Genomic DNA, 25,932 nt, shown 5'->3' with positions numbered 1-25,932 from the left:
GAGACTGCCTCAATCACAAAAACACTTTCCGAACGACGAAAGAGAAACCCGCCCCATGGACTCGATCAAACGCTACTTCGGCTTCGACGCCGTCGACACCAACCTGCGCACCGAAGTGCTAGCCGGCGTGACCACCTTCCTGACGATGGCCTACATCATCTTCGTGAACCCGGCGATTCTCGGCGACGCCGGCATGCCGAAGAGCGCGGTGTTCGTCGCGACCTGCATCGTGTCCGCGCTCGCGTCGCTGATCATGGGTCTGTACGCGAACTACCCGATCGCGCTCGCGCCCGGCATGGGCCTGAACGCGTACTTCGCGTACACGGTCGTCAAGGGCATGGGCTACACGTGGGAGGCTGCGCTCGGCGCGGTGTTCATCTCCGGCTGCCTGTTCCTGATCGTCACGCTGTTCCGCGTGCGCGAGGTGATCGTCAAGGGCATCCCGCATTCGATCCGGATCGCGATCACCGGCGGTATCGGCCTCTTTCTCGCGATCATTTCGCTGAAGTCGGCGGGCATCGTGGTCGGCAATCCGGCCACGCTCGTCACGCTCGGCAATCTGCATGACGCGCACGTCGTGCTCGCGGCGATCGGCTTCTTCGGCATCGTCACGCTCGATCATCTGCGCGTGCGCGGGGCGATCCTGATCGGTATCGTCGGCGTGACGATCCTGAGCTTTTTCTTTGGCGGCAACCAGTTTCACGGCGTCTTGTCGATGCCGCCGTCGATCGCACCGACGCTGTTCAAGCTCGATATCCGCACCGCGCTGTCGAGCGGGATTCTGAACGTGGTACTGGTGTTCTTCCTCGTCGAGCTGTTCGATGCGACCGGCACGCTGATGGGTGTCGCTAACCGCGCGGGGCTGCTCGTCGAAGGCAAGATGCATCGGCTGAATCGCGCGCTGCTCGCCGACAGCACCGCGATTCTGGCTGGCTCGATGCTCGGCACGTCGTCGACGACCGCGTATATCGAAAGCGCGTCGGGCGTGCAGGCCGGCGGCCGTACCGGCGCGACCGCGATCACGGTCGCCCTGTTGTTCGTCGCGGCGCTGTTTTTCGCGCCGCTCGCCGAAGTGGTGCCGCCGTATGCGACCGCGCCCGCGCTGCTGTATGTGTCGTGCCTGATGCTGCGCGAACTGGTCGACCTGCCGTGGGACGACGCGACCGAAGTGGTGCCGGCCGCGCTGACCGCGCTGCTGATGCCGTTCACCTACTCGATCGCGAACGGCGTCGCGTTCGGCTTCATTTCGTACGCGGCGCTCAAGCTGCTGACGGGCCAGGCGCGCCAGGTGAAGCTGGTCGTATGGATCATCGCGGCGATTTTCCTGTTCCGATATTTCTATCTCGGCAGCGAGTGAGGATGTTGCGGGGCCGGGGGCGAATGTGTCGTCGGGTTCAGGGACCGTTTATCATCCGATCTTTCGAACGACGATCGCCCGGGTCGCAGCGACACGGGTCGCCGCCCAGGAGCCGCCATGTCCTCATATAACCGCACGACGGACCGCTACACGAGGCCCGCGATTTTCTTCCACTGGATGATTTTTCTGCTGGTGGCGCTGGCCTATCTGGCCATCGAAATCCGCGGACCGCGCGGCTCCGAGGGCCGCGAGTTCTGGACCGGCGTGCATTTCTGGGCGGGCACGCTGGTGCTCGTGCTGGCCGTGCTCCGGCTGCTATGGAGACTGTGGGCTGGCGCGCCGGAGGAACTCGAAAACAACCGGCTGCTCGCTTTTGTCGCGCGCTCCGCGCACCTCGCGCTCTATGTGTTCATCTTCGCGCAGCCGCTGCTCGGCATTCTGATGGTCAACGCGGGCGGGCGGCCGGTGTCGCTCGCCTGGACGGACATCAGCTTCACGCTGGTGCGAGCGGATTCGATCGCGCGGCCGCTGTTGAAGGACGCACACGAGTGGCTTGGCAACGTGTTCTACTGGGTGATCGGCCTGCATGCGCTCGCGGCGATCGCGCACCATGTGGTGTTCAAGGATCGGGCGCTGCGGCGGATCGTTTGAAAGCGATGCGGCCGGCTGCGTGCAGTCAGTTACGCCAGTTCGCCTCGTAAAAACGCACGTAGCCGCTTCTGAGCACCAGACACTGCGCGCGCGTTTCCGACAACAGCCGGCGCGTGGCGGCCTCGATGCGCGGCCGGTGCGTGTCGAACGCAACGATCATGTCTTCCTGCCGGGGGGACGCGGCGCCGAAGTGATCCTCGAGCGCTTCCGCGGTGATCATGCACTCCACCCTCTGCCCATCGACCATTGCCGGAAACGCCAAAGTAAGTTCGCGACCTGAATATTCAGGGGCTTCGTTCGGAAATTGGATCTGCATGGGAGTCACCTGGAAGAGTGCGCACGCGATGCGCTCGGGTAATGCGCGCGCCGATTGTTTGCTATCGCGTCAGCCGCTAGTTCCTCCTTGTCCCATGCAGTCGACGCGGGCCGTCACCTCAACGCGGCATAGTCAGTTCGCGCCACGCGGAGGTGAATTGATTCACTTTAGACGAGTTCGGGCGAGGTGCAAGATTTCCCCGATTTTTTCTTGAAGATGCGACTGATTTGCCTATGTTGCAGCGCGGCATCAAGCGGCGTCCGATCCCGTGTAAAGTGTCGCGCACCTGGTAACCGACCCGCACGATGTCCGCCCCCACCCGCCCGCCTGTAGTCCGCGTCGAACCGCTCGGCCAGAGCTTCGAAGCGCCCGATTCGCTGACGATTCTCGAAGCCGCCGCATTCGCGAATCTGCGTTTGCCGCGTTCGTGCCGCAATGGCACGTGCCGCACATGCTTGTGCCGGATGACGTCGGGGCGTGTGCGCTATTCGATCGAATGGCCCGGTGTGAGCCGTGAGGAAAAGGCGGACGGTTATATCCTGCCGTGCGTGGCGATCGCGGAAACCGACGTGGTGATCGAAGTTCCGGATGCGGTCGTGATACCGGTGAGGTAAATGATGGCGCGAGCGTGAGCGCGACGCGCCCACACTCGCCGACGGCTTCAGACGCCGCGTGTTACCGCCCGTTGCCCATCGCGCGGGCGATTTTCTTGTCCGTGTTGTACTGGCTCAGCGCATACACCGACCAGATGGCCGCCGGCACCCAGCCGATCACCGTGATTTGCAGAATCAGGCAGATGATGCCCGCAAACGGACGGCCGATCGTGAAAAACTGCAACCACGGCAGAATGATGGCAAGCAAAAGACGCATTCGGTTTTCCTGTTCCTGTCGTTAAGGCAGCATGCGTTAGTCCGAGCGGGACGCATCTGCTTCGTTGTTGAACTCATCGAGCGGCGCAAAGCGCGGCACCTTGACGCCGTCCTGCTCGATCAGCTCGAAAAACACCGTCGCTGGACGGGTCCAGATCGTACCATTGGCCGCCTTGTAGACGATCATCGTGACCGTCGGATCCGATTCGAGCGTGGCCTCGCAGACCAGCTCGTAAATGCCGCCTTTGTAGTGTCGGTAGCGCATCGCGTATGTCCTTATTTTGGGCGTCATCGAAGCATTTTCAAGCACGGCGCGCCTGAGCTCAGCCGCCCTCTTTCATCTGCTTCAGGATCTTGTAGACGGTCGCGCGACCCATCGTCAGCACCGCGGCCACGTAGTTCGCCGAGCTGCGGCCGCGAAACGCGCCCTGCGCGTGCAGCGCTTCGACGATTTCACGCTTGTGCTCGCGCGTCAGCGCATTGATGCCGATCTGCCGGTCGCGCAACCACGTGTGCAGATACGTGTTGATGCGGTCCTGCCAGTCGTCACGGAACAGATCGTCGCCGGGCGCGTCCGTCATCGTGCCGCCCTTGATGAACAGATCGAGCGTCGAGCGCACGTCCTCGAACACCGCGATGTTGAAGTTCACGCACAGGATGCCGGCGGGCTTGCCATCGTCGTCGAGCAGGATGTTGCTCACGCAGCGCATGCGGCGGCCGTCCCAGTTCAGTTTCTCGTAGGGACCGATGGTCTGGCCGCGCGCCGCGAAGTGCGCGTCGTCGAGCACCGACGGCGCGCCCACCTCGAGCCGCGACAGATTGTTCGCCAGATACGCGATGGTCTGATCGCGCAGATCGTGAATCACCACTTCGGCGCACGGATAGAGCAGCGCGGCGATGCCGTCGGCGATCGGCGCGTAGCGCTTCAACAGCAGGTCTTTGACAGGAGACACGTTCGGGTTGCGCATGGAAAAAACGCGAGGTTCGAAGGAGGCGGCGCGCGATCGCGATGACGACGATGCCAGATGCCAGCAGCAGGCTTCGGCGCGCATGCTCGGTCCGCCATTCAGGAAGCCGCCATTGTAGCGGCCTCGCGCGGGCGCCGCGAATCGACGCCAGACGGCAATTTTGGCGACCTCGCGAGCGCATTTTTTTCGTGCGATAAACACTGATCCACCGACATCCAACCGTCCGGAGCCAACCGATGGCCACACTCGAAGCGCTTCGCGCCGTGCTCGACGACACGCGTACGCCTGAGATCATTCGCAACCACATCATCGATTCGCTGCAGTACGCACTGCGCAACTATGGTCAGGTCTTCACGGCGAAGGAAGTCGAATGGCTGGCCAGCTGGAACGATGCGCGCTTGCCGCTGGCAGCCGCGCGCGAATTGCAGAAGCGCGTCGCCGAGACGTCGCGCTGACGCCCGCGAAGCCCCGTCAGGCGGGCGTTCCGGCCGTGTGCTGAAGTTTGCACTATCCAATCAGGCCTATTTCAGGCATCATATTGCAATAGTTGCACCTCGCACCCATATAGCACTGGCAGCACCAGGCAGTCTCAACCCGGCATCGCCGCACCACCCCCGACAGTTCGACCGCCCCTTATCGGCGATCCCGTCACTCCGGCAATGCGACGTCCGCATTCGCCGCCGCGAGAAGTACACCGAGCGGTTCAGCATCATGCGCCCGGCGCACGAATCGGCGCGCCGCTTCAGCGTTTTCGGTCGAATCCGCGTTTTCGCGCGACCGCTCGAGCCATTGTCATTGAGCCCGCCGGGTCTAGCAGGCCTGTGCCAACCATTTTCATCGCGGCGCGCCCATTGGTGCTGCGCCGCCGGTCCGCGTCACGACGCCTCGAGGAGACGTTGCCGCAAGCAGCGCCCCGCACGCGGCGCGCGGACCACGCAATACAGGACACGTTTTCATGAATTCAGCAGTCAGGACCTACAAGGGTTACGAAATTCACCCGCTCGTCTATCCGCGCCGCGCGGCGGGCGCGCAAGCGACCCGCAATCCTGGCGCCGGTTACGACGCGTCGGTGCGGATCTGCCGCGTCGGCGCCAATCCGGCGGCCGACGGCCGGGTGTTCCGTCTGCAGTATCTGTTTCCGTTCGACGGCATGGGCAAGGCGCGCATCGCGTGCATGGCGCATGCGGAACGGCTGATCGACGGCCAGGTGAGCGGTCAGTCGGTCACCGATCTTTGAGCGGCGTCATCGGCGCGTCACTCATGTCGCGCAGCGTGCTTGCGGGCGCCGCTGCTTTTCCAACGAATCCACACTCGCGCCGCTCGCAATGCCCGCGGCCGATTTCCCCTTTATCCCATCGACCAGGAGTGATGCATGGCGAAAGAAGAACTGATTGAACTTGACGGTATCGTCGACGAAGTGCTTCCCGATAGCCGCTACCGCGTGACGCTCGACAACGGCGTCGTGGTCGGCGCTTATGCGTCCGGACGCATGCGCAAGAACCATATCCGTATTCTCGCGGGCGATCGCGTGACGCTCGAAATGTCGGTCTACGACCTGACCAAGGGACGGATCAATTTCCGCCACAAGGACGAACGCCCGAGCGGCGGCGGCGCGCCACGGCCGGCGTCGCAGGGTGCGCGGCGTAGATAAGCAGTGGTGACGGCGCCGCCCAGCGTACCTGCGATGCCATGCAGGTGACGCGGGCAGCCCGCCCGAGCATCGAGAGTCAGCGCGAGGCCCTACAGACTCGCGTTATACCTTCCGACTCCGCGTTCTGCCTGAACGAACGCGCGGCGTCTTGACTGAAATCTGGCGGCGCGCCGCTTCGGCGACCACGCACGTCGCAGCGCGTCTCGCTACACTCCGAACACCGCCCCCAAATCCTCCCCATCCGCGCTTTTGCGCACCTGCTCGACCACCCGCTCCTCCAGCTCCGACAGATGCTCGCGCATCGCCGTCAACGCGGCTTGCAGGTCGCCGGCATCGAGCGCGTCGATGATCCGCGCGTGCTCATCGGCGGAACAGCTCGAACCTTTCGACGGGTCGAACAGCGCCTTGTACAGCTCCGTCTTCGCGACCAGTTGCCCGACCAGTCCAAGCAACTCGGTGCCGCCCGCCAGCTCCGTCAGCAGCACGTGAAACTGGCCGGCCAGGCGCACGGATTCATCGATGGCGCCCGCGCGCAGCGCCTTTTCCTCGCTACGCACATGCGCGCGCAAGCGCCGCTTATGCGCGGCGCTCAGCGCCCCGCACAGCGATGCGACGATGCCCGCCTCGACGATCTGCCGCGCCCGATACACCTGACGAATGTCCTCCTCCGACGGCGACGGCACGAACGCGCCGCGATTCGCTTCGAGCACGAGCTTGCCTTCGAAGCCTAGCCGCGCCAGCACTTTGCGCAGCGCGCCGCGCGTGCAGCCGAACGCGGCCGCGAGATCGCGCTCGACCAGTTGCGCACCGGGCCGCAAACGCCCCTGCAGCAAGGCCGAGGTAATCGACGCGTAAATGCGCTCTTCGACGCTCGGCGAGGCGTCGCCGCTCGCGGGGGGTGCGGGCGGAGCGGATTCTGCGGAGGAAGAACGCGAGGAACGCGTAGCCATGATTTCAGTGACCGTAGACGGTGGAAAACAAGAACGGAACAAAGCCGCAGCATTCTAGCGATGCCCCGCGCACGACGCCAATCTGCCGGGCTACGCCGCTGCTTATACCGGACATTCGGGAAAATGGTCAACCATTTCAAGTTACTATGGTTGACCAAAAACGCAGACTGCAACGTTTTCCCGCAGTCCGGCTCTCAGGCTCGCCATGAATTCGCCCACCAGCGCTACTCCTCACAGTACCTCCGCAAGCCGCGCCCGCTCCGCGCTCACATGGCACGACCTCGCGTGGCTCGGCGCGATCGTCGTGATCGGCATCAATTTGCGTCCGCTGCTGACCTCGATCAGCCCGTTGATGACCACGATTCGCGGCGCGACCGGCCTGAGCTTCTACGGCGCGTCATTGCTGACCAGCCTGCCGGTCGTCGCGATGGGCGTCGGCGCATTCGGCGCGGCGGCGTTGACGCGCAGCGTCGGCGAAACGCGCGGAGTCGCGCTCGGTCTCGCCGCGATTGCGCTTGCGTGCGCGGCGCGCTGGATTGCGTCGAGCGGCTTCACGCTGCTTTCTACGGCCCTGCTCGCAGGCGCTGGCGTGGCCGCGATTCAGGCGTTGCTGCCCGCCGTCATCAAGCAGCGTTTCCACGCCCGCGTGCCGCTCGCGACGGGCGTGTTCTCCGCGTCGATCATGGGCGGAGGCGGCCTCGGCGCGAGTCTGAGTCCATGGGTCAGCCGCGCAATGCAGACGTGGCACGCGGGGCTCGCGGTGTGGGCGCTGCCGGCCTGTGGCGCGCTCGCGTGCTGGTGGCTGTTGACGCGGCGGCATGCGCTGGCCCCCGCCACGCTGCGCACCTCTGCCGTGCCCGCGTCGGCGTTCTCGCCGTGGACCACGCGGCGCGCGTGGACGCTCGGCCTGTACTTCGGCATCGTCAATGGCGGTTATACGAGTCTGGTCGCGTGGCTGCCGGCGTTCTATCAGCAGCGCGGCACGAGCGTCGCAGCGAGCGGCTCGCTGCTCGCTGCGATGACGGTCTTCCAGGCCACGTCGGCATTGCTGCTGCCGCTGGCCGCCGCGTCGTTCCGCGATCGCCGCCCGTGGCTGATGCTCGGGCTATCGGCACAACTGGCCGGCGTGCTCGGCCTGATCGCACTGCCCGACGCCGCGCCGCTGCTGTGGGTCGGTATCGCGGGCGCGGGGCTCGGCGGCGTGTTTTCGCTGACGCTCGTGACCGCGATGGATCATTCGAGCGATCATCGCGTGGCCGGCCAGCTGGTCGCGTTCACGCAGGGCGTCGGCTTCATCGTCGCGGCCGTCACGCCGCTCGTGGCCGGGATCGTGCGCGGCTGGAGCGGCGGCTTCGCCGCCGCGTGGATCATGCTCGCCGGCTGCATCGCCGCAATGATGGCGGTGACCTTGCTGTTTTCGCCGCGCAGTTGTTCGCGCTGGCTTTGAGGCTTCGAGCCTTCGACCGCTTTGTATGCGATGCGCCGCTTCGGTGCATCGGGCGTCCGCTGTCCTGCGTGCCCCGTGCCGGTGCAGCGCGATCGAGATAGCCGCACATCTCGTTCGCGGACGATTCGCGGCGATCGCCACAAAAATCCCGATTTGCCCGCGCCATTTGCGCGCGCGCACGCTGCTCACACACGTCGCCAATCCCCATCGCGCGATGACTGGCATATCCATTGCTTTACCGGTAGTCAGATGGCCCTTCCCCTGACTCCATGCTGCGCGTTCTTCTTGTCACCGACACCGACAAACCCATCGGCGATCTGCGCGACGCGCTCGCCTGTCTCGGCTGCGAAATGCTCGCCGGCACCGCGACGCCGCAGGCGCTGCATCGCGCGGTGCAGGACGAGCGGCCCGACGTGATCATCATCGATACGGAGTCGCCGTCGCGCGATACGCTCGAACAGCTCGCCGTGATGCACGCGACCGCGCCGCGCCCTGTGCTGATGTTCAGCCACGACGCGAACCAGCAGTTGATCCGCGAAGCGGTCAACGCGGGCGTCACCGCGTATCTGGTCGAAGGCCTCGCGACCGAGCGGCTCGCGCCGATCCTCGAAGTCGCGCTCGCGCGTTTCGCGCAGGAGTCGCAATTGCGCGAACGGCTCGCGCAGGCCGAAAACGAACTGGCCGAGCGCAAGCTGATCGACCGCGCGAAACGCCTGCTGATGGATCAGCAGAAACTCACCGAACCGGCCGCCTACGCGAGTCTGCGCAAACGCGCGATGAACCAGGGCGTCAAACTCGCCGAGGTCGCGCGCGAGGTCGTCGCGTCGGCCGCCTCGCTCAAATGATGCGCTCATGAATCCAGCCACTTCCGTCACCGCGGCGGCCTTTGCAGAGCCGCCTGAAAAGACCCACCTGCGGCTCGGCTTCGTCGCGTTGTCCGACGCGGCTCCGCTGATCGCCGCGAAGCTGCTCGAGTTCGGCCATGCGCATGGACTCACGCTCGAACTGTGCCGCCAGCCGTCGTGGGCCGCCGTGCGCGACAAACTGCTGTCGGGCGATCTCGATGCCGCGCACGCGCTTTACGGGCTCGTGTATGGCGTGCAACTCGGCCTCGGCGGACCGCGCACCGACATGGCCGTGCTGATGGTGCTGAACCGCAACGGCCAGGCGATCACGCTGTCGAACCGGCTCGCCGATGCGCTCGCGAAGCGCGGGACTTTGCGTGAGGCACTCGCGACGCTCGGCCGCAAGCCGGTGTTCGCGCACACCTTCCCGACCGGCACGCACGCGATGTGGCTGTACTACTGGCTCGCGGCGCAAGGGGTCGATCCGTTGCGCGACATCGACAGCGTCGCGATTCCGCCGCCGCAGATGGTCGCGGCGCTCGCCGAAGACCGGCTCGACGGCCTGTGTGTCGGCGAGCCGTGGAATGCGATGGCCGAGGCGCATGGCGTCGGCACAACGATCGCTTATACGAGCGAGGTGTGGCCCGAGCATCCGGAGAAAGTGCTCGCCTGCCGCCGCGATTTCGTCGACGCGCATCCGCGCACGACACGCGCGCTCGTGCAGACCGTGCTCGAAGCGTGCCGCTGGCTCGACGGCGCCGGGCACCGCGACGAAATTGCGCGCTGGCTCGCGCGGTCCGATTACATCGGTATCGACGAATCGCTGATCGCAGCGCGGCTTGGCGACCGGGTCGACACGGCGTACCCGCGCCGCCTGCCGATGCGCTTCTTCGACGACGGCGCGGTCAACTATCCGCATCCAATCGAAGGTGCGTGGTTCCTTACGCAGTTCGAGCGCTGGGGGATCGTCGACGCACGCAACGATCACGAAGCGATCGCCGCGCGCATCAACCAGACGCAGCTGTATCGCGAGGCCGCCGCGCGGGTGAACGTGCGGGTGCCTGGCGAGGATGTGACACGGGTATTGATCGATGGTGAGGTGTGGGGAAGCGGATCATCGCCCGCCGCGTATGGACAGCGTTTCGCGATCCGCCGCTGAGCAGACCGCACGCGAACGCTCGTACTGATGCGCTAACTGCCCACTCGCCGCCGACTGCGGTCAAGTGGACAGTCGGCGTCGGCGAAGCTCAGAAGTTGTACTTGTCGATATTGCTCGCATCGAACGTGGTCGGCGGCCCGAGAATGATCTCGCCTTGCGCGCCGATCGTGCGCTTGCCTAGCTTGCCCGCGTCGAACGATTCGCCCTCCTTACCCGAAATCTTGCCCGACGCGAGCGACGCCGCCGCGTACGCGGCCAGATAGCCGAGCTCGCTCGGGTCCCACAACTGGAACGCGGTCACGGTGCCGTTCTTCACGAACGCGCGCATCTGGTTCGGCGTGCCGAGGCCCGTCACCGCCACCTTGCCCTTGCTCGACGACGACGAGATGTAGCGCGCCGCCGCCGCGATACCGACCGTCGTCGGCGCGACGATCGCCTTCAGGTTCGGATAGGCCTGCAGCAGGCCCTGGGTTTCGACGAAGGACTTCTGATCGTCGTCGTTGCCGTACGCGATCTTGACGAGCTTGATCTTCGAGTACTCCGGTTTCTTCAATTCCTCCTGCATCCACTTGATCCACGTGTTCTGGTTGGTCGCGTTCGGCGTCGCGGACAGGATCGCGAACTCGCCCTCGCCGCCCATCAGCTTCGCGACCAGTTGCACCTGGCCGCGGCCGATGCCCTCAGCGTTCGCCTGATTGACGAACAGCTGGCGGCCTTCGGGCGCGGTATCGGAGTCGAACGTGACGACCTTGATGCCCTGGCCCATCGCTTTCTTCAGGTACGGCACGACCGCGTTCGCATCGTTCGCGGCAATCACGATCGCGTCCTGGCGCTGCGTGATCAGCGTGTTGATATACGACACCTGCGACGATGCACCCGCATCCGACGGCCCCACCGCCTTGCCCACGCCGCCGAACTCCTTGATCGCGGAGAGGCCGCCGTCGTCGGCGATCACTTCATAAGGGTTGTTGATCTGCTTCGGCACGAACGCGATCTTCAGGCCGCTTTTCAGGTCCGCGGCGAATGCGCCGCCGCAGCTGATCGCGAGCAGCGCGGCGCATAGCGCAGCCATGCCGGTGTGACGTAGAGGTTTGAACATGAAGTGTCTCCTGCGTTGTTGTTGGACAGAGAGGGGGCCGGGTTATCGGTCCTTGGGAGCTTCGTAAGAACGGTGACGATCAGGATGAAGAAGACGCCGCTGCGGACTTCGCGATGAAACGCCGGTCGCGCGCCGCACGCCAGCGCGCGACGAGGTTCGGAATCAGCACCGACGCGAGCAGCAGCACGCCGGTCACGATGGTCAGCGTTTCGCTCGATACGTCGTCGAACGTCAACGCGTTTTTCAGCACGCCGATGATCAGCAGCGACAACAGCACGCCGACCATCGAGCCGCGTCCGCCGAAAATGCTGACGCCGCCGAACAGCACCGCCGCGATCACCGATAGCTCGAAGCCCTCGCCGTTATCGCCGCGCGCACTGGTGAAGCGCAGCGTATAAGCGATGCCCGCGAGCGCGCTGACGAGACCCGACATCACGAACAGGCGCAAGCGGATCTTCGCGACTTCGATGCCAGAGAACGCGGCGGCGGTCGGATTCGCGCCGATCGCGTGGAGGCTGCGGCCGAACGCGGTGGCTTGCAGCAGCACGGTGAACAGCACGGCCGCGACGATCACGATCACGAACGGCAACGGGATGAAGGTGGGCCCAAGCGTGTTCATGCCGAACGCCGTATACGCGGCCGGAAAATCCGCGACCGCCTGATCGCCGAGCAGCACATACGCGAGACCGCGAAACAGCGCGAGCGTACCGATCGTAACCGCGAGCGACGGCAGGTTCAGCTTGACGATCACGAGGCCGTTCAGCAGACCGGCCAACGCGCCGGCGATCAGAACCAGCACGATCACGACCGGCATCGGCAGACCCATGTGCCACAGCACGCCCATCAGCGCGCTCGATGCGCCCAGCACCGACGCGACCGACAGATCGATTTCGGCCGCGACGATGATCAGCGTCATCGGCAGCGCCATCAGCGCGATCTCGGTCAGATCGGCGAACACGTTGCTCAGGTTCGCGCCGGTCAGAAACACCGGCGACAACCAGCGCCCCAACCCCAGCGACACGATTAGCACGATCACCAGCAACACTTCCCATTGCAGCGGCGTTTCGCGTTTGCGCGTCAGCAGCGCGGAATCGGGTTTAGCCATGATCGCGTTTCCTCATCATGCGTTTGGCGACGGAGCGGGCCAGCAGCGTATCGGCGGCGATCGCGGCGACGATCAGCGCGCCCTGGATCGCCTGCTCCCAGAACGGCGACACGTGCAGCACGACCAGCGCGATGCTGATCACACCGAGCACGAGCGCACCGAGCGTCGCGCCGAGGATCGTGCCGACGCCGCCCGTAATCGCGACGCTGCCGACCACCGCCGCCGCGACGACCTGCAACTCGATGCCCTTCGCGGTGCTCGCATCGACGGTGCCGAAGCGCGCGAGCCACAACGCGCCTGCAAAGCCCGCGATCGCACCGGACAACAGGAAGCCCGACATCACGCGACGCTCGACGTTGACGCCCGCGAGCCGCGCGGCCTCCGGATTCGAGCCGATCGCATAGTGCTCTCGACCGGCGCGAAACTGCTTCAGATATACCGACAGCCCGGCAAGCACGACGATCGCGATCAGCGCGAGCGTCGGGATACCGAACAGCGTGCCGGTCGCGAGCCGCGAGTACGCGTCGGGCAGACTGGTCGCGTTGATCTGGCCGCCGTGCACCCATGCGTAATCGGCGCCGCGAAAGATGTACAGCGTCGACAGCGTCGCGACCAGCGAAGGCACGCGCCCCACCGCGACCAGCAGCGCGTTGATGCCGCCCGCGACGAGCCCGATCGCGAGTCCCGCGGCCAGCGCGACGAGCACCGGCATATGCGGGAACGCAACATACAAACTCCCCACCGCATACGCGCTGACACCCACCGTCGAGCCGACCGACAGATCGATATGCCGCATCAGGATCACGACGGTCATGCCCGCCGTCAGCAGACTGATGATCGACACGTTCAGCAGCACGTCGCGCAGATTCTGCATGTTCAGGAACTGCGGCTTCGCAAGCCCGGTCCCCGCGATCAGCAGGATCAGCACGACGAACAACGTGGTTTCGCGGCTCTTCGCGATGCTCGCGACAAGACCGCCCGACGAAGCGGCCGAACGTTTCGGCAGCGATTGCTGGACCGGCGCGGGATGGGTCGAATGGCGCATCATGCTGCACGTCCCAATGGTGAGAGTCCCTGACCGAGCGCGGCGCCCATGATGCGCTCCTCGTTCGCGTCGGCGCGCGCGATCTCCGCGCTGATGCGGCCTTCGTGCATCACGAGGACCCGATCGGCCATGCCGAGCACCTCGGGCAGCTCGCTCGAAATCATCAGCACGGCCATGCCGTCGCGTACGAGTTCGGCGAGCGCGCTATACACCTCGGCCTTGGCGCCGACGTCGATGCCGCGTGTCGGTTCGTCGATGATCAGCACTTTCGGGCCGGTCGCGAGCCATTTGCCGAGCACGACCTTCTGCTGGTTGCCGCCCGACAGCGTGCCGACCGGCGCATTGGGGTCGCCGGCTTTCAGGCGCAGCCGCGTGCCCCACTTGTTCGCGAGCTGCGTTTCCCTGCGCGTCGAAATGAGGCCATGCCGCACGAGCCGGCCGAGCACCGTCATCGACGCGTTGCGCGCGATGCTCAGTTCCAGCGCCAAGCCTTGCTGGCGACGATCCTCCGGCACCAGCGCGAGCCCGGCGCGCACCGCGGCCGCGGGCTTGCCGGTGTCGAGCCGCTTGCCGGACAGCCACACTTCGCCCGCATCGAGCGGATCGATACCAAAGATCGCGCGCGCGACCTCACTGCGCCCCGCGCCGACCAGACCCGCGAGCGCGACGATCTCGCCCGCGCGCACATCGAACGAGACGTCCTTGAACACGCCGATGCGCGTCAAGCCGCGCACCGACAGACGCACTTCACCAGGCGTGCAATCGGCCTTCGGATAGAACGTTTCCAGATCGCGGCCGACCATCTTTGCGACGATCGCGTCGGTGCTCAGATCGGCGGTCAGTGCGTCGAACACTTTCGCGCCGTCGCGCATGATCGTCACGCGCTGCGTCAGTGTGAACACTTCGTCGAGCCGATGCGTGATGAACAGAATCGCGACGTCGCGTTCGCGCAGCTTGCGCACGATCGCGAACAGCCGCTCGACTTCGGGCAGCGACAACGCGGCCGTCGGCTCGTCCATGATCAGCACGCTCGCGTTCAGCGACAACGCCTTGGCGATTTCGATCACCTGCTGATCCGCGATCGACAGACCGCGCACCGGTTGATCCGCGCGCAGTTCGACGCCGAGCGACGCGAGCAGGCCGTCCACTTCGCGATGCATCGCGTCGTACTGGATGCGGCCGAAGCGGTCGACCGGCTGGCGGCCCATGAAGATGTTCTCCGCGATCGACAGATCGAAGAACAGCGTCGGCTCCTGATAGATGACCGCGAGTCCGGCGTCGCGCGCTTCGGCGGGTGTCGCGAAGCGGCGCGCCTCGCCGTTCACCAGCAATTCGCCGGCATCGGGCTGATGCACGCCGGCGAGAATTTTCACGACTGTCGATTTGCCCGCCCCGTTCTCACCGAGCAGCGCATGCACCTCGCCGGGCCACAGCACGAGGTCGCCGTCGGACAGCGCGCGCACCCGCCCGAAGGATTTGCTCGCGTGCCGCAATTCGAGTCGCGGCACCACGGATGTGGATGGCTGCACTGCGTGTCTCCTTTTTTGCGGCTGTGTTCTGCTCGACGCGGCGGCGCGTCAAATCCGGTAATACCGTTCCGCGTTACGCCGAAACAGCGCGTCTTTCTCAGCCTCGCTCGCATCGGCGACGATCGCCGCATACGCGCGCCACAAATCCGTATACGAACCAAACAGCCGGTCGACCGGAAAGTTCGACGCGAACATCGCGCGTTCGACGCCGAACGTATCGATCGTTTCGAGCACATACGGGCGCAGGCTTTCGACGGTCCAGTGATGATCGAACATCGCGAGCCCGCTGATCTTCACCGCGATGTTCGGACAGGCCGCGAGCACGCGCATGCCGTCGCGCCACGCGCGATAACCGGCCACGCTATTGCGATCGACGAACATGCCCGCATGATTGACGATCAATAGCGTGTCCGCATGCGCACGCGCTAGCGCGGCCGCCTGTTCCATCTGCGACGGATAAATTTGCAGGTCGAACGACAGGTCGAACCGGCGCAGCAATGCGAAATGCTCGCGCCACTGCGGCTCGCGCATATAGTGACGGCCGACGTAATCGAACAGCTTGTTGTCGTGCACGTTGAGAATCTGCCGGATGCCGCGCGTATTGGCGAACGACGCATGCGCTTCGAGCAACGCCGGTGCGTTCTGCGCGGACAGATCGACGGCGGCGATGATCGCATTCGGCATGCCGCGCGACGCGTCGCGATCCGCGATCGACTGCAACCAGCGCGTTTCTTCGACGGGATCGGCCGGATCGTGATTCGCTTCGACGTGCACGAGCTTCAGCACGTCGATGTCGCCCGCTTCGCCGAGCAGATCGTCGAGCAAATAGTCATGCTTCAGCTTGCGCGCATCGCCGACGAACGACACGCCCGGGTTCTCCAGCCATGGATAGCGATGCGTTTTCAGATCCCACAGATGGATATGCGAATCGACAACCTGCATGCGGCACCTCAATGACTGAGATGAAAGACCGGTTCGAGCGTCTGCGACAGCGGCGTGTGATCGGGCGCGGTCTGCATGATGTCGGCCATGTAATCCCACCATTTGCGCATCACGTCGAGTTGCGGCAACTGATCCATCGTGTGATCGCTCGTGCGCGACAGCACCGCGAAAAGATGATGCGTGTCGGGGTCGAAGAAAATCCGGTAGTCGCGCACGCCGGCGTTGTGCAATGCGTCAACGAGCTCGGGCCAGATCTCCGTATGACGCCGTTCGTACTCTTCGCGCATGCCGGGGTTCAGCACCATCCGGAAAGCGATCGTCTCCATTGCGGCCTGTCTCCTGTCGACTTCTTCGAACGACTATAATTCCTGCATCGATAGCCTCTCAATCCGTTGTTGGGATTGGGCGATCCACAAACCGAATCGCACGGGCACCTCTACTGGCAACCATGAGCCAACATTCAGCCGCCGTCGCACTCGTCAACCGTCTGAAGTTCAAGCATCTCGCCCTGCTCGTCGCGCTCGACGACACCCGCAACCTGCACCAGGCCGCCGAGGCCGTCAACGTCGCGCAACCGAGCGCGAGCCGCATGCTCGGCGATATCGAGGAAGCGTTCGGCTTTCTGCTGTTCGAACGCAACGCCCGCGGCATGACGCCGACGCCGCTCGGCGTCGTCACGCTCGCTTACGCGCGCCGCGCGCTTGCCGAACTCACACGCTTCGCCGAAGACCTCGATGTCAAACGCCGCGGCGGTCACGGGCAGTTGACCGTCGGCGCGATCATGGGCGCCGCGCCCGATCTGCTGGCAATGTCGGTCGCCACGCTGAAGACCGAAAGCCCGCTGCTCAACGTGCGCATCCTCGGAGAAACGAGCGACCAGGTCGTGCAATTGCTGCATCGCCGCGAGGTCGATCTCGCGCTGGGGCGCCTGACCAATCCCTTGCAGCACAACGACTTCAGTTTCGAGCCGCTCGCACGTGAAACGCTGCTGCTCGTCGTGCGCGCCGTGCATCCGCTCGCGCGGCACCCGCGCGTCACATTGCGCGAACTGGTCGCGTGGCCGTGGGTGGCGCAGCCGATCACGAGTCCGGCGCGCGTGCTGTTCGAGGAAGAACTCGCGCGCGCGGGGCTCGCCACGCCAGTCAATCTGACCGAATGCGCGTCGATCTTCGCGACGCTGCAATTGCTCGAAAACTACGATGCGGTCGCGATGCTGCCGGAGTCGGTCGTGCGCGATCATGTGCGCGGCGGGCTGCTCGTCGCGCTGCCGCTGGAAATCGGCAAGAGTCTCGCGGGTTTCGGCATTCTGACGCGCAAGGAAGAGCCGCTCGCCGAGCCGGCGCTGCGCTTGATCGAGCTGCTGCGCGGCTTCTCGCGCAACCTTGCGCGCGACAATCCTGCCATCGCACCTGGCGCGCTGACTACGCCCGCCACGGTCAATTGACGCCCGCATTTCGCGTCGCCTATTGCAGGTTCACGAACAGGCCGCCGTCGACGAGCAGCGCGGCGCCCGTCACATAGCGCGCGCGGTCCGACGCGAGAAACACGACGCAATCGGCGACGTCGTCGGGATGCCCGAGGCGGCCGAGCGGAATGCGCTTCTCGAAGTGGGCCTTCTTCGCTTCATCGGCGAGATCTTCCGCGTTCAGATCGGTTGCGATCGTGCCCGGCATCACCGAGTTGCAGCGGATGCCGTACGGCCCCAACGCAATCGCGCACGACTGCATCAGCGAATGCACGCCGGCCTTGGTCGGCGTGTAATGCGTCTGCATGCCGCCGCCCACCAGCGCGCTGATTGAACTCGTCGCGACGATCGCGCCGCCGGTGCCCTGCTTTTTCATTTGCTGCGCGGCCGCTTGCGTGACGAAGAACGCGCCGTTCAGATTGACCGCAACCGTCGATTCGAGCACGTCGGCCGGCATGTCGAGAAACGCGTGGAACGGACAGATGCCGGCATTGCTCGCGAGCACGTCGACCTTGCCGAACGCGTCGAGCGTACGGCGCACCAGCTCCTGACCGGTATCGCGCGCGGCGACGTTGCCTTCCACCGCGATCACGCGCCGCCCCAACGCCTCGATTTCGCCGACCACTTCCTCGACCGCCGAGCGGCGGCCATACGATGCGTCGTTGTCACCCCAGTAGTTGATCGCCACGTCCGCGCCTTCGCGGGCGCAGGCCACCGCGATCGCGCGTCCGATGCCGCGCGAGCCGCCGGTGACGATCACGACTTTGTCCTTGAGCAGCACCTTAGTCTCCTTTGCCAGGGTTCGCCGTTCGGCACGCGTTCAAATCGTTCAATGCTGGTAAGGCCGCACCAGCGCGCATTCCGGATTGAGCCGCACGCCGAAGCCCGGCGTGTCCGGCACCTTCATGCGCCCGTTCACCGGCACCGGCTCGTCGAGCAGCAGCGGGTTGAACATCGGCACGACTTCGTCGGCTTTCGGCGCCATCATCAGAAACTCGGAGAACGGCGAGTTATGGCGCGTGACGACGAAGTGATAGCTGTACACCGACGAACCGTGCGGCACCACCATCACATTGTGCGCATCGGCGAGCGCGGAAATCTTGATCAGCTCGGTGATGCCGCCGCACCAGCCGACGTCGGGCTGGATCAGATCGCAGCACTGCATCTCCAGCAGCATCCGGAAGCCCCAGCGCGTCGCCTCGTGCTCGCCGGTCGACACCATCATGCCGCGCGGCACGTTGCGGCGCAGTTCGGCGTAACCCCAGTAATCGTCGGGAGGAAGACATTCTTCGAGCCATTTGAGGCCGTATCCGTGCGCGCCTTGCGCGAGCCGCGTCGCATAGCGCACGTCGAGACTCATCCAGCAGTCGTACATCAGCCAGAAGTCGTCGCCGACACGCGAACGCATGTGGGCGAGCTTCTCGAGGTTCTGCCTGAGTCCGTCTTCGCCTTCCGCGGGACCGTGCTGCAAAGGCAGCTTGCCGCCGATGAAGCCCATCTCCTTCGCGAGATCGGGCCGCGCGCCAGTCGCATAGAACACCAGCTCGTCGCGCACCGGGCCGCCCAATAGTTGATATACGGGCTCCTTGCGAACCTTCGCGAGCAGATCCCACAGCGCGAGATCGACGCCGGAAATCGTATTGAGGACGACGCCCTTGCGCCCGTAGTACAGCGTCGCGAAGTACATCTGATCCCACATCTTCTCGATGTCGGTCACGAGCTGCCCTTCGAGAAAACGCGCGAGATGCTTTTCGACGATGAACGCGCCGATCTCGCCGCCGGTCGTCACCGCGAAGCCCACGGTACCGTCGCTCGCCTCGATCTCGACGACCAGCGTGCCGAGCACATTGATGCCGAATGACTGGCGGCTCTGGCGGTACTCGGGATAACGCGCCATCGGCGTCGCGATGTGATCGTCGATCCAGTGCCCGCCGGCCTGGTCGTGATAGTCCGCGCCGCCGCCGCGAACGATGAAGGCACGCACGTGCCGGATGGTAGGCATGGCCATGAAAGGGCTCCGTGAGAGAGAGGCGTCGAAGCGGCTCGACAACGCGCGTTCGACGCGTGAGCAATGCTCGAGCAGCGCGATTAATAAGTGGCGCGGCCGCCGGAAAGATCGAACACCGAGCCGGTGCTGAACGCGCAGTCTTCGGAAGACAGCCACAGGATCAGCGACGCCGCTTCTTCCGGCAGCAGGAAACGGTTCATCGGGATCTTCGACAGCATGTAGTCGATGTGCTGCTGCGACATGGAATCGAAGATCTCGGTCTTGGCCGCGGCCGGCGTGACCGCATTGACGAGGATGTTTCTGGTTGCGAGTTCCTTGCCGAGCGACTTGGTGAGCCCGATCAAGCCCGCCTTCGACGCGCTGTAGTGCGAAGCATTCGGATTGCCTTCCTTGCCCGCCACCGACGCGATATTGACGATGCGGCCATAGCCCTGCTTCAGCATCTGCGGCACGACCGCGCGGCAGGTCAGGTACGGGCCGATCAGATTGACGTCGATCACGCGGCGCCACGTGTCCGGCTCGAGCTCCCACGTCGTGCCGTTGCCGCCGGTGATGCCCGCGCAGTTGATCAGCACGTCGATCGAGCGGTGCTCGGCGAGCGTTTGCGCGGTGGCCTGCTCGACCGCGGCTTCGTCGGTCAGCTCGACCGTGACGGCGCTGACCTTGCCGAGCTCGCTCAGCTCGCGCTGGCTGCGCGCGAGGCGTTCGCTATCGACGTCCCACAACGCCACCGACGCGCCCGACTTCAACGCCCGCTGCGCGACCGCGTAGCCGATACCGCGCGCGCCGCCGGTGATGACGACCGCGCGCCCCTCCAGATCGATCCGATTCATTGCTGTGCTCCTGTGGGCCGCCGTGTGGCGTGCCGTCGAGTTGTTGTATATCGCTGCAGTCAATATACGGGCGGTGCGATGCACCAACAATTCGACTATCGAAGTGGGCGATAGCAAAAGTGAATCGGCGGCGGGATCGAGCGCTAATGGGAAGCGAAGATGCTAGTCATCGGCAGCGACGAAAAGCATCGACACATACAGAATGGTCGACACGACGATGATGCCGACGCCGACCAGCACCTTGGTCCGGTCGAAGTTGATGCCGCCGATGATCGCTATGCCGATGCCGAACACCGACGACAACGTGCCGACCGCCGCGAGGCCCACGTGGATCTTGCTGCGGACCAGCCTTTTGCGCTCCGATTCGGCAGTGGTTTCCGTTTCGCTCTGTTCCATTCCCCGCTCCTTCGCGCGCGACGCGATGATCTTGTGAAACCTGAGCTGCGATGGCCGGCGCGCGACGGCGAACCCCCGGTTGCGGTTCGACGCCGCACGCCTCGATACGCTTCAGCGTAGTTTATTTAAGCCTTCCCGAGCGCCGTTATTTGACGTCCGCGCCATTGCGCGACACCGCCGCCGCGATGGCCGACACGAACACCGCGCGCACCGAATCGCCAACCTTCAGTTTTTCGAGCGGAATGTCCGGCGCCACGTCGAGCGTTTCGGTGCGCGACGGCCCGCGCAGCGTGATCGTGCGCTTCTTGCGATCGATCTTGCGCACCGTCGCCACGACTTCGACGCGGCGCGCCGATGCAACCACACCGTTGGCCGCGGGCTGCGTGACTTCGGTATCGATGCGCTGGCGAATTCCGCTCGGCGCGAGTTTGTCGACGCCGACGAGCAGCGCGTTTTTGTACGCAATCGTCACGATGTCGCCGATATGCAGCTTGCTGACGTCGGCGGCTTGCGGATTCACGTCGAAGGTTTCGTCGCCGCCGTGTGGGCCGCGCAGCGTCACGCTGTTCGTCGCAGGATCGATCGCGACGACGCGCGCCTGAACGTGCAGCAGCGCGGCAGCGCCGATTGCCCGCTGTTCCGGCGCGGACGCCGCGTTGTCCTGCGCGAACGCCGAACCCGCCGGCGCGACCAAAACCGCGAACGCAACCGTGATCGCCTTCACTCGCATGAGCCTGGAGCCCGTTGTATTGCAAGCCATGAAATGCTCCTTTTGATTGCGTCGTTGTTACGGCAAATGTTTTGTCGCAGATCGCGTACTATGCGCAGCAGCGGCAACTGCGGTCGCTTCGAATAAAAAGGAAAACGGACTATTAATCGCTTTTAGCAGACGGGTACGCATTTTTGAAACCGGTAACGGTTCTTTTCTGATGCGCCGATTTGTCTCGCAGAACTGATCGTGAAAAGCGCGTGGTAGCGGGTGAGTGCGCGCAAGGAGCGGCGCGGCTTTGCGCACGCGTTCCCGGAGCGTCAGCGGAGGGGTTGAGAGCTAGCCATAACATATACCTCGCAAGGAGATGGACTACCGGGTGACCCAATGCAAGCGGGTCCGGAAATTGCCGTACGTTATGACTATTTCAAACTGTCTCGGGGATGCTAGCAAACGGGTAAAGGAATGGCAAGACAAAGGATCGCGCATCGCTATTGCGGATTAATCTGGCTTGCTGTGTCAAAACTTTTATGACGAGTGGCGATTCATTTGCGATAAAAATATGATGCTCGTCGTTTCGACTGTGGACGAATTGGCAATCAGCGAACGACTCAGCATAAACCCTTAATGGATGATACTGACGCTATTGCGCATCACTTCGCGACGAATACAAAAAATTGTCGTCAATCATTGGAATACTGCGAACACGGCCGGATTGATCGAGCGAATTTTGCCATCGAGATCACAGTCATCTGGCATCGCAGGCACAGCGTTTGCTCCAGCTCGCGTCGGCGTTTAACGCACAAACATTGGAATTATCGAAAGGACACCACACACATGGTCACGACTCGCCCCTGCACCGCCGCCTGCGTCATCGACGGCCGTCTCGTCACGCTCACTTTCTATCCGGACAACGGCGTATTGCGTATTGCCGATCCGACCGGCGTCTGTCTAAGGGAAACGCGCTGGCATGGGTCCTGGCGCGCACTGCTGGAAGTGTTCCGCGGTTACTACGATCCGGCGGAAAACAACGATACGGTACGCGGCGTCGACGATATCGTCGCGCGCCTCGGCGAGCGCAGCGCTGATGTTTCGCGGGAACTGGCATTCTCGTGAAATGGCATGCGCTTGCGGTCAAGCGCATGCACCGCCGCGGCGGCGCGCGACGCCTGCCCTTTGCCTGGAAACCCAGAGTCATTCGGGCGCGCCTCGTTAGGCGCGCCCTGCTGCCGCTCACCGATCGGTCATTGACCGAAATAGGTTTTGCACTCCGTGCTGAACGAGCAGGACTGGCTGTGTCGGCCACCCGCTTGTGACTCGCCCGCCGGGACACCGCCATACGACGCGTTGCGCACGCCCTGCTCGCGCGGGTCCCAGCTCCGACCGTAGGACATATCGGTCGTCGCCTGCGCCGATTCGTTCGCATTGAACTGCATCATCGCGCGACCTGACGTGCCGGGGTCCGCCTGGCCGCTCAGTTCCTCCGCGGTGGCTGTTCTCGGTACCAGCAACAGGACGGCGGTCGCGGCAATCATCAATATACGTGCTCTCATTTCCGGACTCCTCGATCCGGCGCAGCAGTGTTCGTCCTCCACAAGAATTGATCCGCGAACAGCCAGCCTGCCCAATGGGGCCGAGGAACGGGTCGATGCCAATGCGCTACTGCTGCGACGGGTCACCGAACTAAACAGATGAAGAATTACCGCGCTTGCAACCGATGCTCGACGCGTTCCTGAGCGTCGGCGGAATCGGCGGACATAAGGCGGTTGTAAGTCTGCGTTGCGCAGCTTTTCGTCTTTCTTTTATAGGTCGCGCCCCCCGGAATTCAATCCAGGAGCTTCCAGCAGAGTGGCCGATTGTCCACACCGTTCGATAAACCGCATTCACTGACAAATTCAATGTGAACTAAGCGTGCTTTGCTCGCGCATTGCGTTATGATGTTGCTACAAAGCACAAAAAGCGAACCCGCACATCGACGAAAGTCCGGTGAAAGACGGACAGCGTGGAGTGACTCCATCCATTCGCAATCATTGCCTCGAGACTCAGAGTTTTTCATAGCGAACGTCAGGCTTACCGGCCTCGTTCGCCGCGCTGCGACATGCTGAAATATTTGCTGATTGGGGCTCTCAGTTTGAGGGTCGGTTGTTCCAGCGGCCGTCTTTGTCCGAGGCCGTATTGCAAATTCGGGAGCAACGTTTTTTAACCCGGCACATGGCATTTCCGTCAATCGACAACTCCACCGCGGGGCGGCCCCACTCAGTCGGGCTCGACGCTTCGCAGCTTTTTCCCCGCAATCTGTCTTCGACAGTACGCTGCACGTTTTAGAAGGACAAATATCCTATGGACGAACGGAAGCGAGATAGCATGATTGCGTATCTCCGCCATCGCATGGAAGAGTTTGGTATCAGGCCAGAAGACCTTGCCGCGGCGCTGGCTAACGAATCATTGGCCAAAAACGCTGAGCGCTATCGCAATGCGACCGGAGACAGCTGGGATGGCAATGGCGAAATGCCGCAATGGTTGAAGCAGGCCATTAGTGCCGGCCAGAGCATTGAGCATTTTGAATTGGCCGCCAAACCGGCGCCCGCACCCCAACCGAAAGCCCAACCGAAAAAACAGGTGGACTGGTCGAATGACCCGTTCGCCGGAACGCGGCTCGCGCGCCCGAATAGTCGCTAGGTGCAGGCCGCCGCGCTCGAAGGCGCGGACACCATGGCTGCGGATTCGAAACGAACCGCCGTGCCACGCACCGGTTTTGTGCCACCGCCTGGCATATTCGCGGTATTCGCGGCATTCACCGTATTCCCCGCATTGATGGCATTCGCCGCATCGACGATATTCGCGTGATTCGCGCGATTCGAGGCAGGCTGCGCATATTGCGGCAACTCGATAAACGCGCTGACCTGACGCACGATCTGCCAGAAGGTCTTGTCGAAAAGACGGGCCTGCTCGTCAGCGGACCCGTGGCCGCCCGCGAGCGGATCGGCAATGGTCCAATAGACGAATGCCGGCGCGCCGGGAAATACCGGCGCATGCAGCCCGCCGACGAATTCGTCGAGCGCGATCACGATATCCATGCGCGGCGCCCATTCGCCGGTGAATTCCAGCCAGCTTTTAGGGCTCAGCACCGCGCGCCCCGAAATGCCGGGCTGCAATTGCGCGACCGCGAGTGGATGAAGGCGCGCGGCCGGCTCAGGGCCCGCGCTGAACGCCTCGAACCGGTGCCCCGCCAGTTCGCGAAGTAAAGCTTCTGCAATGATGCTGCGGATCGAATTATCGCGGCAGAGAAACAGCACCTTATATTTTCTGGACACGCTTACCCCGTACCGATGTTTTTTTATTTAACCTCTGGGCGGAATTGTGCCGCTCCAGTCTTGCGCCCCCGTGACACTACGGCGTTTTTTTATTTGCGCCACGGGATTCACGCCAGCTATCTCGAGTCCGGGGCACAGAGCACAACTTTGCGAATGGGCAGTGTACCAGTGTCCTGCCCCCAGTTTCAGCACCCTTTTTCAATATTTGTCAGATCAGGCGACGCTGCCGCCGGTGCGGCGATTCGGCGCGATCGGCGTGGCCGGGTCGTGATCGCAGCGCGCGGACCTGCGCGTAGGGGTATACGCGGTACGCGGGAAGCGTCGCCTCGAATGAGATTGCCGCAGGCAACCCGGATCGTCGCGACGCGTCAGAATTTCAGGCTGTTGAGGAACTGGAACCACAGGCTGCCGAGCGCACCGGCCGGATGGATGTCGCTGGCGGTCTCATCGCGCTTCGCGTGGTTCGCGCGTTTGACATGCGGTGTGTCGTGAAGGGCGGCTTCTGAAGCCGTGCTGGTTTCGTGCGCGGTTTTCGCCGGTTCGGCCTCGGCCGCCTCAGCTTGCGCCGCTGCCGCGCCCTTCGCCGCCTTACCCGCGCGCTGGGCATTTTGCGCGGCGTCCGCCTCGTCGCGGCGCGCCGCCTGCAACGCCGCGACGCTGTCGGCGATCTGCGCGGCGCGCTGTGGTTCGCATTGCCGGCCAAGCAGCACGCCGAACAGCACGTCGCGATTGTGGCCCTGGTCGGCGAAGCGGATCGCGATCGACACCATCTCCGCATACGCGGCTTCGTCGGCCGCTCGCGCCGCCGCCTCACGCTTCGCCTGCGCGCGTTGCCGACGCGTGTGCTGCGCCTCCCACTCGCGCATCTGTTCGGCGTAGACCGTGTCGTAGACCTTGCGCTGCTCGGCATCGGACAGGATCGCGTATGCGTCCTTGATTTCCTGGAACGCCGCGCGCGCCACGTCCTCGGCACCGTGATTACGATCGGGATGCCACTTCATCGCGGCTTTCCGGTAGGCCCGCTTGATTTCGTCGTCGGTGGCGTGCCCGGGCACGCCGAGCGTGTCATACAGGGTTGCCATGCTGGGCTCGATCTCGCGGAAAATCACTGCGGGCATCGTAGCATGCAAAAAGCGGCGTCATCGTGAAGCGGTTACCACGCAGACGCATGCAACCGGCATTGCCGCCATGGCGCATCGTCCGCCAGCGACCCACGAAAAAAAGGCCCCACCACTTGCGTAGCGAGGCCGAGTCCCATGTCTAACGCGATCTAT

General features: G+C 63.9%; 31 protein-coding genes. 12 read left to right on the top strand and 19 right to left on the bottom strand.

Annotated elements, in window-relative coordinates:
• Positions 1-55: 55 nt before the first annotated feature.
• Both ACLFKU_RS04735 and ACLFKU_RS04730 read left to right on the top strand, forming a co-directional pair.
• Positions 56-1,357 carry an NCS2 family permease gene (locus ACLFKU_RS04735; protein WP_410848321.1) on the top strand — a complete coding sequence of 434 codons (1,302 nt, stop codon included), beginning with the start codon at positions 56-58 and terminating at the stop codon, positions 1,355-1,357.
• Positions 1,358-1,474: 117 nt separating this feature from the next.
• Complete coding sequence (locus ACLFKU_RS04730; protein ID WP_410848320.1) at positions 1,475-2,008, top strand: cytochrome b; 534 nt, start codon at positions 1,475-1,477, stop codon at positions 2,006-2,008.
• 25 nt (positions 2,009-2,033) lie between these two features.
• Here the strand turns inward: ACLFKU_RS04730 and ACLFKU_RS04725 are convergent, their stop codons facing one another.
• Entirely contained in the window at positions 2,034-2,324 is a 291-nt protein-coding gene (locus tag ACLFKU_RS04725) for a DUF1488 domain-containing protein (protein WP_013092011.1), read from the bottom strand.
• Between the two features lie 305 nt (positions 2,325-2,629).
• Here ACLFKU_RS04725 and ACLFKU_RS04720 point away from each other — a divergent pair, with 305 nt between their 5' ends.
• Positions 2,630-2,938 (top strand): 2Fe-2S iron-sulfur cluster-binding protein, encoded by a 309-nt coding sequence (locus ACLFKU_RS04720; protein WP_410848319.1) that lies wholly within the window; start codon positions 2,630-2,632, stop codon positions 2,936-2,938.
• A 61-nt stretch (positions 2,939-2,999) separates the two neighbouring features.
• Here ACLFKU_RS04720 and ACLFKU_RS04715 read toward each other — a convergent pair whose 3' ends face one another.
• From ACLFKU_RS04715 to ACLFKU_RS04705, 3 genes are read right to left on the bottom strand one after another with little or no spacing between them, the layout of a single operon-like run.
• Positions 3,000-3,194 carry a YqaE/Pmp3 family membrane protein gene (locus tag ACLFKU_RS04715; protein ID WP_013092013.1) on the bottom strand — a complete coding sequence of 65 codons (195 nt, stop codon included), beginning with the start codon at positions 3,192-3,194 and terminating at the stop codon, positions 3,000-3,002.
• 36 nt (positions 3,195-3,230) lie between these two features.
• The gene (locus ACLFKU_RS04710; protein ID WP_410848318.1) at positions 3,231-3,458 is read right to left on the bottom strand and encodes a DUF1653 domain-containing protein; all 228 of its coding nucleotides are present in this window, start codon (positions 3,456-3,458) and stop codon (positions 3,231-3,233) included.
• A 58-nt stretch (positions 3,459-3,516) separates the two neighbouring features.
• Positions 3,517-4,161: a transcriptional regulator gene (locus ACLFKU_RS04705; RefSeq protein WP_026228479.1), complete on the bottom strand. Its 645-nt coding sequence runs from the start codon at positions 4,159-4,161 to the stop codon at positions 3,517-3,519.
• A 236-nt stretch (positions 4,162-4,397) separates the two neighbouring features.
• Here ACLFKU_RS04705 and ACLFKU_RS04700 point away from each other — a divergent pair, with 236 nt between their 5' ends.
• The 3 genes from ACLFKU_RS04700 (at position 4,398) to infA (ending at position 5,812) form a co-directional block, all read left to right on the top strand.
• Complete coding sequence (locus tag ACLFKU_RS04700; RefSeq protein WP_368581922.1) at positions 4,398-4,616, top strand: hypothetical protein; 219 nt, start codon at positions 4,398-4,400, stop codon at positions 4,614-4,616.
• 500 nt (positions 4,617-5,116) lie between these two features.
• Positions 5,117-5,398, top strand: a complete 282-nt coding sequence (locus ACLFKU_RS04695; protein WP_368581921.1) for a hypothetical protein — start codon at positions 5,117-5,119, stop codon at positions 5,396-5,398.
• Positions 5,399-5,533: 135 nt separating this feature from the next.
• On the top strand, positions 5,534-5,812 hold the full coding sequence (gene infA, locus ACLFKU_RS04690) for a translation initiation factor IF-1 (RefSeq protein ID WP_008924062.1): 279 nt from the start codon (positions 5,534-5,536) through the stop codon (positions 5,810-5,812).
• 206 nt (positions 5,813-6,018) lie between these two features.
• Here infA and ACLFKU_RS04685 read toward each other — a convergent pair whose 3' ends face one another.
• Entirely contained in the window at positions 6,019-6,762 is a 744-nt protein-coding gene (locus ACLFKU_RS04685; protein WP_410848317.1) for a GntR family transcriptional regulator, read from the bottom strand.
• 205 nt (positions 6,763-6,967) lie between these two features.
• Here ACLFKU_RS04685 and ACLFKU_RS04680 point away from each other — a divergent pair, with 205 nt between their 5' ends.
• From ACLFKU_RS04680 to ACLFKU_RS04670, 3 genes are all read left to right on the top strand, one after another.
• Positions 6,968-8,209 (top strand): cyanate transporter, encoded by a 1,242-nt coding sequence (locus tag ACLFKU_RS04680; protein ID WP_410848316.1) that lies wholly within the window; start codon positions 6,968-6,970, stop codon positions 8,207-8,209.
• Between the two features lie 269 nt (positions 8,210-8,478).
• The gene (locus tag ACLFKU_RS04675; protein WP_368581918.1) at positions 8,479-9,054 is read left to right on the top strand and encodes an ANTAR domain-containing response regulator; all 576 of its coding nucleotides are present in this window, start codon (positions 8,479-8,481) and stop codon (positions 9,052-9,054) included.
• Positions 9,055-9,061: 7 nt separating this feature from the next.
• Positions 9,062-10,213, top strand: coding sequence for a CmpA/NrtA family ABC transporter substrate-binding protein (locus tag ACLFKU_RS04670; protein WP_410848315.1), 1,152 nt, complete (start codon positions 9,062-9,064; stop codon positions 10,211-10,213).
• A gap of 88 nt (positions 10,214-10,301) precedes the next feature.
• On the opposite strand, the gene rhaS is transcribed toward ACLFKU_RS04670, so the two are convergent.
• The 6 genes from rhaS to rhaM form a co-directional block, all read right to left on the bottom strand.
• A complete protein-coding gene (gene rhaS / locus ACLFKU_RS04665) occupies positions 10,302-11,312 on the bottom strand; it encodes a rhamnose ABC transporter substrate-binding protein (RefSeq protein ID WP_368581916.1) in 1,011 nt (336 codons plus the stop codon).
• Between the two features lie 79 nt (positions 11,313-11,391).
• A complete protein-coding gene (locus ACLFKU_RS04660) occupies positions 11,392-12,417 on the bottom strand; it encodes an ABC transporter permease (RefSeq protein ID WP_410848314.1) in 1,026 nt (341 codons plus the stop codon).
• Complete coding sequence (locus ACLFKU_RS04655) at positions 12,410-13,465, bottom strand: ABC transporter permease (RefSeq protein WP_410848313.1); 1,056 nt, start codon at positions 13,463-13,465, stop codon at positions 12,410-12,412. Before ACLFKU_RS04655 ends, ACLFKU_RS04660 begins: the two co-directional genes overlap by 8 nt.
• On the bottom strand, positions 13,462-14,991 hold the full coding sequence (locus ACLFKU_RS04650; RefSeq protein ID WP_410848312.1) for a sugar ABC transporter ATP-binding protein: 1,530 nt from the start codon (positions 14,989-14,991) through the stop codon (positions 13,462-13,464). The genes ACLFKU_RS04655 and ACLFKU_RS04650 overlap by 4 nt, the downstream gene beginning before the upstream one ends.
• 48 nt (positions 14,992-15,039) lie before the next feature.
• Positions 15,040-15,933 (bottom strand): amidohydrolase family protein, encoded by an 894-nt coding sequence (locus tag ACLFKU_RS04645; protein WP_410848311.1) that lies wholly within the window; start codon positions 15,931-15,933, stop codon positions 15,040-15,042.
• 8 nt (positions 15,934-15,941) lie between these two features.
• The gene (gene rhaM / locus ACLFKU_RS04640) at positions 15,942-16,259 is read right to left on the bottom strand and encodes an L-rhamnose mutarotase (protein ID WP_176106219.1); all 318 of its coding nucleotides are present in this window, start codon (positions 16,257-16,259) and stop codon (positions 15,942-15,944) included.
• 122 nt (positions 16,260-16,381) lie between these two features.
• On the opposite strand from rhaM, the gene ACLFKU_RS04635 reads away from it, so the two are divergent.
• On the top strand, positions 16,382-17,377 hold the full coding sequence (locus ACLFKU_RS04635) for a LysR family transcriptional regulator (protein WP_410848310.1): 996 nt from the start codon (positions 16,382-16,384) through the stop codon (positions 17,375-17,377).
• A 19-nt stretch (positions 17,378-17,396) separates the two neighbouring features.
• Here ACLFKU_RS04635 and ACLFKU_RS04630 read toward each other — a convergent pair whose 3' ends face one another.
• The 5 genes from ACLFKU_RS04630 to ACLFKU_RS04610 form a co-directional block, all read right to left on the bottom strand.
• Positions 17,397-18,179 (bottom strand): SDR family NAD(P)-dependent oxidoreductase, encoded by a 783-nt coding sequence (locus tag ACLFKU_RS04630; protein ID WP_410848309.1) that lies wholly within the window; start codon positions 18,177-18,179, stop codon positions 17,397-17,399.
• A 48-nt stretch (positions 18,180-18,227) separates the two neighbouring features.
• Positions 18,228-19,406, bottom strand: a complete 1,179-nt coding sequence (gene rhmD, locus ACLFKU_RS04625) for an L-rhamnonate dehydratase (protein WP_368581909.1) — start codon at positions 19,404-19,406, stop codon at positions 18,228-18,230.
• An 80-nt stretch (positions 19,407-19,486) separates the two neighbouring features.
• Positions 19,487-20,239 (bottom strand): SDR family NAD(P)-dependent oxidoreductase, encoded by a 753-nt coding sequence (locus ACLFKU_RS04620; RefSeq protein ID WP_410848308.1) that lies wholly within the window; start codon positions 20,237-20,239, stop codon positions 19,487-19,489.
• Positions 20,240-20,401: 162 nt separating this feature from the next.
• Positions 20,402-20,635, bottom strand: a complete 234-nt coding sequence (locus ACLFKU_RS04615; protein WP_018434370.1) for a hypothetical protein — start codon at positions 20,633-20,635, stop codon at positions 20,402-20,404.
• Between the two features lie 145 nt (positions 20,636-20,780).
• A complete protein-coding gene (locus ACLFKU_RS04610; protein WP_410848307.1) occupies positions 20,781-21,395 on the bottom strand; it encodes a copper-binding protein in 615 nt (204 codons plus the stop codon).
• 786 nt (positions 21,396-22,181) lie between these two features.
• Here ACLFKU_RS04610 and ACLFKU_RS04605 point away from each other — a divergent pair.
• Positions 22,182-22,460 (top strand): hypothetical protein, encoded by a 279-nt coding sequence (locus tag ACLFKU_RS04605; RefSeq protein ID WP_410848498.1) that lies wholly within the window; start codon positions 22,182-22,184, stop codon positions 22,458-22,460.
• Between the two features lie 128 nt (positions 22,461-22,588).
• On the opposite strand, the gene ACLFKU_RS04600 is transcribed toward ACLFKU_RS04605, so the two are convergent.
• On the bottom strand, positions 22,589-22,897 hold the full coding sequence (locus ACLFKU_RS04600) for a hypothetical protein (protein WP_410848306.1): 309 nt from the start codon (positions 22,895-22,897) through the stop codon (positions 22,589-22,591).
• A 787-nt stretch (positions 22,898-23,684) separates the two neighbouring features.
• Between ACLFKU_RS04600 and ACLFKU_RS04595 the strand changes: the two genes are divergently transcribed.
• On the top strand, positions 23,685-24,023 hold the full coding sequence (locus tag ACLFKU_RS04595; RefSeq protein WP_368581904.1) for an H-NS family nucleoid-associated regulatory protein: 339 nt from the start codon (positions 23,685-23,687) through the stop codon (positions 24,021-24,023).
• Here the strand turns inward: ACLFKU_RS04595 and ACLFKU_RS04590 are convergent.
• Positions 24,020-24,658: an arsenate reductase ArsC gene (locus ACLFKU_RS04590; protein WP_368581903.1), complete on the bottom strand. Its 639-nt coding sequence runs from the start codon at positions 24,656-24,658 to the stop codon at positions 24,020-24,022. The two genes, ACLFKU_RS04595 and ACLFKU_RS04590, sit on opposite strands and share 4 nt — an antisense overlap.
• Before the next feature lie 368 nt (positions 24,659-25,026).
• Positions 25,027-25,740 carry a J domain-containing protein gene (locus ACLFKU_RS04585; RefSeq protein ID WP_410848305.1) on the bottom strand — a complete coding sequence of 238 codons (714 nt, stop codon included), beginning with the start codon at positions 25,738-25,740 and terminating at the stop codon, positions 25,027-25,029.
• Positions 25,741-25,932 lie beyond the last annotated feature (192 nt).

Source organism: Paraburkholderia sp. EG304 (assembly GCF_046543485.1).
GTDB classification, from domain to species: domain Bacteria; phylum Pseudomonadota; class Gammaproteobacteria; order Burkholderiales; family Burkholderiaceae; genus Paraburkholderia; species Paraburkholderia youngii.
Note: the sequence above shows the minus strand (reverse complement) of the source record. Positions and strands in the feature narration are given on the sequence as shown.